The organism is Micromonospora sp. ATA51 (assembly GCF_016802855.1).
Taxonomy (GTDB): domain Bacteria; phylum Actinomycetota; class Actinomycetes; order Mycobacteriales; family Micromonosporaceae; genus Micromonospora; species Micromonospora sicca.
On the sequence record NZ_JAEVHJ010000464.1, the window covers coordinates 1 to 3,863 of the forward strand.

Annotated in this window: 4 protein-coding genes and 2 pseudogenes; 2 read left to right on the forward strand and 4 right to left on the reverse strand. The window is 76.8% G+C overall.

The features are described 5' to 3' along the window. The coding region (locus tag JNW87_RS35950; RefSeq protein WP_238455232.1) for a hypothetical protein at positions 1–273 on the reverse strand (273 nt) is incomplete at its 3' end. A 299-nt stretch (positions 274–572) separates the two neighbouring features. Between JNW87_RS35950 and JNW87_RS35955 the strand changes: the two are divergent. Both JNW87_RS35955 and JNW87_RS35960 read left to right on the forward strand, forming a co-directional pair. Further along, positions 573–1,738, forward strand: a pseudogene (locus JNW87_RS35955) (SAM-dependent methyltransferase). 150 nt (positions 1,739–1,888) lie between these two features. Beyond that, entirely contained in the window at positions 1,889–2,305 is a 417-nt protein-coding gene (locus tag JNW87_RS35960) for a helix-turn-helix domain-containing protein (protein WP_109804612.1), read from the forward strand. A 48-nt stretch (positions 2,306–2,353) separates the two neighbouring features. On the opposite strand, the gene JNW87_RS40320 is transcribed toward JNW87_RS35960, so the two are convergent. From JNW87_RS40320 to JNW87_RS41860, 3 genes and pseudogenes are all read right to left on the reverse strand, one after another. Further along, positions 2,354–3,001 (reverse strand): hypothetical protein, encoded by a 648-nt coding sequence (locus JNW87_RS40320; protein WP_305070482.1) that lies wholly within the window; start codon positions 2,999–3,001, stop codon positions 2,354–2,356. Between the two features lie 357 nt (positions 3,002–3,358). Further along, on the reverse strand, positions 3,359–3,589 hold the full coding sequence (locus JNW87_RS35970; RefSeq protein WP_238455233.1) for a heavy-metal-associated domain-containing protein: 231 nt from the start codon (positions 3,587–3,589) through the stop codon (positions 3,359–3,361). Positions 3,590–3,737: 148 nt separating this feature from the next. Beyond that, a pseudogene (locus JNW87_RS41860) lies at positions 3,738–3,863 on the reverse strand (phosphoribosyltransferase); the annotation flags it as partial.

Here is a 3,863-nt window from a genome sequence, read left to right on the forward strand (position 1 = left end):
CGCGGCCACGCCCGAGGGCGGGACGCCCGCCGACGCCTCCGCCGAGGAGGGCACCCGTACCCCGCGCCGGCGGCGTCGCCGCCGGGCGGGCGAGACGATCGCCGGCGAGCCCACCGCGGTGATCTCCGCCGAGGACGGCAGCGAGCCGGCCGCGGCGGCCTCCGCCGAGGGCGAGGCGCGTCGAAGCCGCGTCGCCGCCGGCGCCGCCGTGGTGCGGGTGGTTCGGGCGCCGGTACGCCGGCCGAGGCCACCGCCGACTGACCCTTGCGACACTCCGACGTCCCCCGCACCGGTCCCCGGTACGGGGGACGTCCCCTGTCCGGGGGCCACGCAGCCGGGCCGGGCTGCCGGCGCTCGGACGCGGGACACCCCACCTGGTGCCCTTTGCTCTGCTGCAGCGGAGGCAACACCATCGCCCGCCAGGTGTTGCGGCGGCTGAAGCAGAGCAAAGGATGTCGAGAGGACACCCAGCACCGGCACTCCCTGCCACCGCGAGCGGAGCGGAGGGGTGCCACAGGACACCCACGACCGGACCGCCGGGGAAGCCGGCGGCCGGGAAGGATGATGGAGCGATGCCGGAACCGCTGGACGCCGCCCTGACCGAGGTCCGGGCGCTGCTGCTCGACCCCGCCCTGACCCGGGCGGTCGCCGCCGGACGACGCCGGGGGCACCGGCCCTCGGTGGTCCGCGCCGAGCTGCGGCCGGTCACCCTCAAGGCCGGCCCGCGGCTACAGATCTCCACCTCCGACGGGGCCCGGCCGTACACCAGAAACGTGGCGCCGGGCGTGGAGGCCGGCGCGGCGGTCGACGCGCTGCTGGCCGAGCCGTTCGGGAACTGGCATGTGGAGACGGCCGACGCGACGCTGCAGCTGCGGGTGACCAAGTCGGGCGAGGCGCAGGTGCACCGGGCGGCGGCGAGCCGGCCGGCGGCCGAGCCGGGCGGGCACGACCGGGAGAAGGACTACCTGCTCGACCCGGGCGATCCGATCTTCGCCGAGATCGGCGGCTCGGCGCGAAGCGCCGACAGGTGGACGCGTTCCTCCGGGCGCTGGCCGCGACCCTGCCGGACGACCTGACCGGCCCGCTCCGCGTGGTCGACCTGGGCTGCGGCAACGCGTACCTGACCTTCGCCGCCCACCGGTACCTCACCGCCCGCGGGCTGGACGTGGAGCTGGTCGGCGTGGACGTGCGCGAGGACCAGCGCCGGCGCAACACCGAGCTGGCCGAGCGGCTGGGCTGGGCGGACCAGCTTCACTTCGTCGCCGGCACCATCGCCGACGCGGTGGTCGAGCCGGCCCCGGACCTGGTGCTGGCGCTGCACGCCTGCGACACCGCCACGGACGAGGCGCTGGCCCGCGCCGTCCGGTGGGGGGCCCGCTGGGTGCTCGCCGCGCCCTGCTGCCACCACGACATCGCCGCCCAGCTGCGCGCCCGGCCGGCGCCCGCGCCGTACGACCTGCTCACCCGGCAGGGCATCCTGCGGGAGCGGTTCGCCGACGTGCTGACCGACGCGCTGCGGGCCGGGCTGCTCCGGCTGCACGGCTACCGGGCGGAGGTGGTCGAGTTCGTCGACTCCCGGCACACCCCGCGGAACCTGCTGATTCGGGCCCGCCGGATCGGGACGGCCCCGACCGACGCGCAGCGGGCGGAGTACCGGGAGCTGGTCGACCAGTGGCAGGTCACGCCGCGGCTGGAGACCCTGCTGTCCGGCGCGGGGACCGACGGGCCGGCGGCCTAGCGGCCCCGCTCGCCGCTGCGCTTCCCGACGCCCCGCGAGTCCCGCCCACGAGACGATCAGACCGGTCGGTCGGTTGCCTCCGCGTCGCGCCGTACTACCCTCTTAGGCGCACCGTCCGGTGCTCCGGTCGGGAAGGAAGACCCCGCAGGAATGGGTTCCGCAGAGGTATCGCCGCAGATGGCCTTCGCGCGTTTCGTGCGTCGCGCCATCGACGACGCCCGTGAAGTGCGCGGCTGGACGGTGACCGACCTGGCCACGCACACCGGCGTGGGCCGCTCCACCGTGTTCCGCTGGCTCGCCGGTGACTGGCAGGACTACCCCGAGCTGGCCAAGGTGCGCGGCTTCTGCGGTGCCCTCGACCTGCCGGTGGCGGCCGCCTTCCGGGCCCTCGGGTTGCCCGACGCCGGCCCCACGCCGCGCCGCCGCGCCGAGGACGCGCCGGTGGAGGCGGACGTCCGGGTGATCCTGGAGCGGCTGGCCGACCCCAGCGTTCCCGCCGAGGAGAAGCACCACATCCGCGACCTGCTCCGCTACCTGGCCCGCCGCCCGGTCCGCCGGGCCGGCTGAGCGGTCAGCCTGCCGGTCCACCGGGCCGCCCGAGCGGTCGGCGAGCGGTCAGGGCACCGTCACCGTGAAGCCGGCGGTGTGCACCACGCCGGCCACCTGGAAGTCCAGGAACATCCGGTAGCGGCCGGGGCCGGGCACGGTCAGCTGGAACGTCACCGCATCGCCGTCCCGCCCGCTCTGCGGGTGCACGTGCAGGTAGCCCAGGTCGCCCTCGCGGAGCGCGACCAGGTGGCCGTACGCGCCCAGGTAGCGCTCCAGCGGCGCCGCGGCGGCACCGGCGCTGACCCGGAACCGCAACGGAGTCGGCTCCCCCGCATTCGGGGTCCCCTCGTAGGCGACGGTGAACCCGTCGACCGTGCCGGTGGTGGCCGGCGCCGGCAGCGGGCGGGGCGCGTACCCGCCGGGGGCCGTCAGGTCGGTCCCGAGGGTGACGGCGGTCTGCCCGCCGTCGTCGGCGACCGCGGTGAAGTCCGCGTACGCCCGCCAGACGCCCGGCTCGGTCAGCGTCAGCGGCACCGACCAGGTGCCGTCCGGGGCCATCGTCGGGTGCAGGTGCTGGTAGCCGGTGAGGTCGCGGCGGACCACGATCAGGTGCATCGGCTTGTCGTGCACGACGGCGAACCGGGTGACCGCCCGCCGCCGCTGGTCGCGGATCTGGAACCGCAGCTCACCGGCCCGGCCGACCGGGAACTCCACGGCCGACGGGGTGAGGGTGTAGCCGGCCGCGCTGACCGACAGGCCGGCGGCGTCCGCGGCGGTGCCCTGGTCGACGGCCGCCCCGCCGTGCGAGTGCGCGCCGGTGCCGGGCGGGTGGGTGTGCCCGCCGGCGTCGGGGCCGCGCCGGACGCCGTGCTGGGCGGCGGGTTCAGCCGGCCGAGGCCGAAGCCGAGGAGTACGGCGAGCACCAGCCCGCCGACCACCAGCGCCAGCCGCAGGGTGCTCCGGTCCGGCCGGAGGGGCGGCCCCCCCACCGGGACGCCGAAACCGACCGCCGGCGCGGGCTCGACCGGCCACGCGGGCGGGTCTGCGGCGGCCGGTCCGGCGGGCGGCGACTCAGGCAACGCCGCCGGCCAACTCGTAACCCGCCTCGTCGACGGCGGCCCGCACCGACTCGACCGGCAGCGGCGCGGCGCTGGTGACGGTGGCGGTGCCGGTGGTCAGGTCCACTTGGACCTCCTCGACGCCGGGCAGGGCGGACAGCTCCCCGGTGACCGCCCGCACACAGTGCTCGCAGGTCATCCCGGTGATGGCGTACGTCTGCGTGACGGGTCGCTGCTCGGTCATGGGCCCACGGTACCGCTGGACGTGGTGCCGACCCGCGCACGGTCGGTGACGGTGGTGACGCTCGCATTCCGGCCCGGCCGGGAACTTTTCCTGCGCCGCGGACGACCGCCCCGGGAACCCCGCCGCCACCCGGTGCCGGCGAGCCGGGTCAGCCGGCCACGGCGAGGGCGAGGGGCAGGACGTCGGGGGCGCCGGCCCGGCGCAGCAGCCGGGCACCATGGTCGCCGTCCAGCCCGAGTCGATCAGGTCGTCGACGAGCAGCACCGGCCCGTCC

Bases quoted from the DNA above. Each gene is read 5' to 3' on its own strand.
- JNW87_RS35960 (WP_109804612.1), top strand. From the start codon at position 1,889: ATGGGTTCCGCAGAGGTATCGCCGCAGATGGCCTTCGCGCGTTTCGTG.
- JNW87_RS35970 (WP_238455233.1), bottom strand. From the start codon at position 3,589: ATGACCGAGCAGCGACCCGTCACGCAGACGTACGCCATCACCGGGATG.